The 2,873-nt window shown below is 37.1% G+C and carries 2 protein-coding genes and 1 pseudogene; 1 reads left to right on the top strand and 2 read right to left on the bottom strand.

Going from position 1 to position 2,873, the window contains the following annotated elements; all coding sequences use genetic code 11:
- Positions 1 to 1,051 (top strand): annotated as a pseudogene (locus SINDD18_RS03395) (hypothetical protein); the annotation flags it as partial.
- A gap of 105 nt (positions 1,052 to 1,156) precedes the next feature.
- Here SINDD18_RS03395 and SINDD18_RS03390 read toward each other — a convergent pair.
- Both SINDD18_RS03390 and SINDD18_RS03385 read right to left on the bottom strand, forming a co-directional pair.
- Positions 1,157 to 1,972 carry a TIGR03943 family putative permease subunit gene (locus SINDD18_RS03390; protein ID WP_061863076.1) on the bottom strand — a complete coding sequence of 272 codons (816 nt, stop codon included), beginning with the start codon at positions 1,970 to 1,972 and terminating at the stop codon, positions 1,157 to 1,159.
- Complete coding sequence (locus SINDD18_RS03385) at positions 1,969 to 2,844, bottom strand: permease (protein WP_431305822.1); 876 nt, start codon at positions 2,842 to 2,844, stop codon at positions 1,969 to 1,971. Before SINDD18_RS03385 ends, SINDD18_RS03390 begins: the two co-directional genes overlap by 4 nt.
- Between the last annotated feature and the right edge of the window lie 29 nt (positions 2,845 to 2,873).

Below are 2,873 nucleotides of genomic sequence, written 5' to 3'. Positions count from 1 at the left end.
GAGAAAATGGACATGTAGATGTGGTCAAGCAATGAACGACCACCAAGCTCCTGATCCAAATGCTTATTCGGTTTATTCGGATGAGTTATTAGTAGAAATCATGAATAAAAAAGATGGTAATGATACAATTTCCTATGAAGACATTTCTGAGGCTTCCTTTTATATGTGGAAGTGCCCAAATTGTGGTAGTTTTATGGTCTTTGGTGAAGAGGATAATAAAGATTGTTTCACTTTTTATGAGCGCTAGACCAGTGCAAAAGCAGAACCACTTTTCGATCCTGATCAGGAGTTGAATCTCGTTGTCGTTGAGTTTCAAGAAGGTGGAAATGGATATACTTATATCTGTGATGATCCAACTATTCAGATTGGGCATGGTGTGATTGTACCAACTGGAAAGGAAAATATTGAAAAAATAGCTCTGGTAGTCCAGAAATATCATGCTTACCCAAGAGATATCACTTATCCCGTTGAAAAGTTAAAGAGGGTCATCCGTAGGTATTCTATTTTTGATCCTGAGACTTCAAAAATAGTTTGTAAAAATATACTTGAGCGTGGAAGAATTCTAAATGCTTGCTCGAAAAAAGTAAAAATAGAGTCTAAACAAATCTACCATGGAATCGAAACTCCCTTGGGGCACTTTTGGTTAGAGTTAAATGGAGTACCAATCCCAATGAAAATTTCGCAAATTCGAGCCCAAGATAAAAAGTATCAGGTGGATGGAGCCTTTTATATTAAGCCTGCAAAGGTTAACTATAGAAAATTCTTCACACTGGAGCTATGTGCAGATTTTGATATTGACGCTTCACGTTGGATTGATGAACTTTCAGATGAAAATGTTTTGGGCAATAGCTGGGAACTCGATGGAATAAAGTTTGGGATAACTGCGGGAGAGTCTCCAGAATATGAAGATGAAGTTGTTACTAGAAAGTATAGCCGTGTACCACTCTATTATGAATGGCATCCCGAATTTGAAGATTATTATGGCTTTAGCCTATCATGGAAAAAATACGAGTCTGATAGTGATTTATCGATATATTTCTATACAACATAAGAATGAATAATTGTTGTTATTGTGTAAATTATAATTAGTTTTTTAGATAGTAGATAATTTGATATTAATTTTCATATAAAAAAGTAGCCCGTTAAGGCTACTTTTTTAAAACTCTTTATAAACATAAGGATTCTCAGGTTTATCAACCTTGATGAAGGACTGGACCTCAAGTGTTGGGAGGACTTGGTTGAGTTCTTTGTGATAGTGATTGCTAATATTACCTTTGACTCTCACCCAAGTGTTATTTTCATAATGATTGGTGTTTCCTGTAGTCAAAAGTCCAAAAACTCCTGAATCAGCGATACAGTGCATAATACCAAAGCGAAAAACAAATTGACTATTGGTATGATTTGGATCGTTGTAGACAAAGCCAATAAACTCGATTTCCTTGCCTTCAAATTCATTTGGATAATCATAGATAGCTTCCATGACCTCCAGGTAATTTTCATCATTGATAACTATACTGGATTGAGCTAAGTATTTATCAGCACTCTTTCGAATAATATTTTCATGAGCTGTTTGTGAATAAAAGCGACTGGTATCCGGCTTAAGATACTGACTGCTCGTTCCTTCACTTGCTTGGATTGCCTTATCAGTTCCTTCCGACAAAGGGAAATAATATCCTTTTGCCGATACTGTTTGTGAATCCAGAGTGACAGTTGGAAAGGTAAATCCAACTAACAAGGGTAAACTTAAGAGGGCAAAACTAGCAAACTTGGCTGAAAAACTATGTAAGTGGCTATGTTCTTTCAAACGCTTAAAGCAAATATAGGCTTGAACGATGGCTAGTAACAATGACAAAACCATGCTGATATAAGCCAGATAAGAGTAGTGGAGGTTTATATACTGATTGAGCTTCTCTGATAGGTGCAGATAAAGGGATAAGATAAAATAGCCAAATAAGATAAAAAATCGAATCATAGCATCACCCCGACTAGATAAGAATAGACAAGAACAACAAGAGTTACAATTGCCATGAATTGCCAAATAAATCGCGTTTTAAGATAATTCTTCATCATGAGTAGGTTCTTGACATCAAGCATGGGACCTATAACTAGAAAGGCAAGCACTGGAGCAAAGCCAAAACTTGATAGAAGAGAAGAACCAATAAAGGCATCCGCTTCACTACAGAGTGATAGAAGGAAGGACAAGGCCATCAGAAGAACAATCGCAAGTAGTGGTGTTGCGCTGATAGATGTCAGGATACGAGTTGGAACATAGACTTGGACTATGCTGGCAAAAAGACAGCCAAAGACCAAGTAACGCCCCATATCAAAGAATTCATCAATAGCTTGGATAAAGACCTGAAGGATTTTTTGACTTTTACTCAAGTGAGAAAAATCATGCTCATGACAAGCCAATCTATTTTCCTTTTGAATAGGTTCCTCCCAGAAAAATCCAAGAAAGATACCCAATATAGTAGCAACTAGAATAGCGCCCAAAGCTCTTAGGAGAACCATTTGAATTGAATTACCAAAGGCTGAATAAGTCGCAAAAAGTACGATGGGATTGATGATAGGAGCCGTTACTAGAAAAGGTACCGCTGTATAGCTTGGAACTTTCTTTTCTAAAAAACGATTGATGATCGGAACGATTCCACACTCGCAAGAAGGGAAGAGGAAACCGATGAAGCTACCAAAAAAGATTCTCCCCAAGCGATTTTTAGGGAGAAATTTATAAACCTTCTCAGGTGTGACATAGACTTCAATGGCACCAGAGATGATGCTACCGATTAAGACAAAGGGTAAAGCTTCAATGATAATTGAAAGAAAAATGGCGCCAGCTTGTAACACACTAGAAGGTAAACTTTGGAAGAGTGTCA

The sequence above is a fragment of the Streptococcus infantis genome, from assembly GCF_001579645.1.
GTDB classification, from domain to species: domain Bacteria; phylum Bacillota; class Bacilli; order Lactobacillales; family Streptococcaceae; genus Streptococcus; species Streptococcus infantis_E.
Note: the sequence above shows the minus strand (reverse complement) of the source record. Positions and strands in the feature narration are given on the sequence as shown.

What these genes read in the sequence shown, in the direction of transcription:
- SINDD18_RS03390 (WP_061863076.1), bottom strand. Translation starts at nt 1,972, where the DNA reads ATGATTCGATTTTTTATCTTATTTGGCTATTTTATCTTATCCCTTTAT.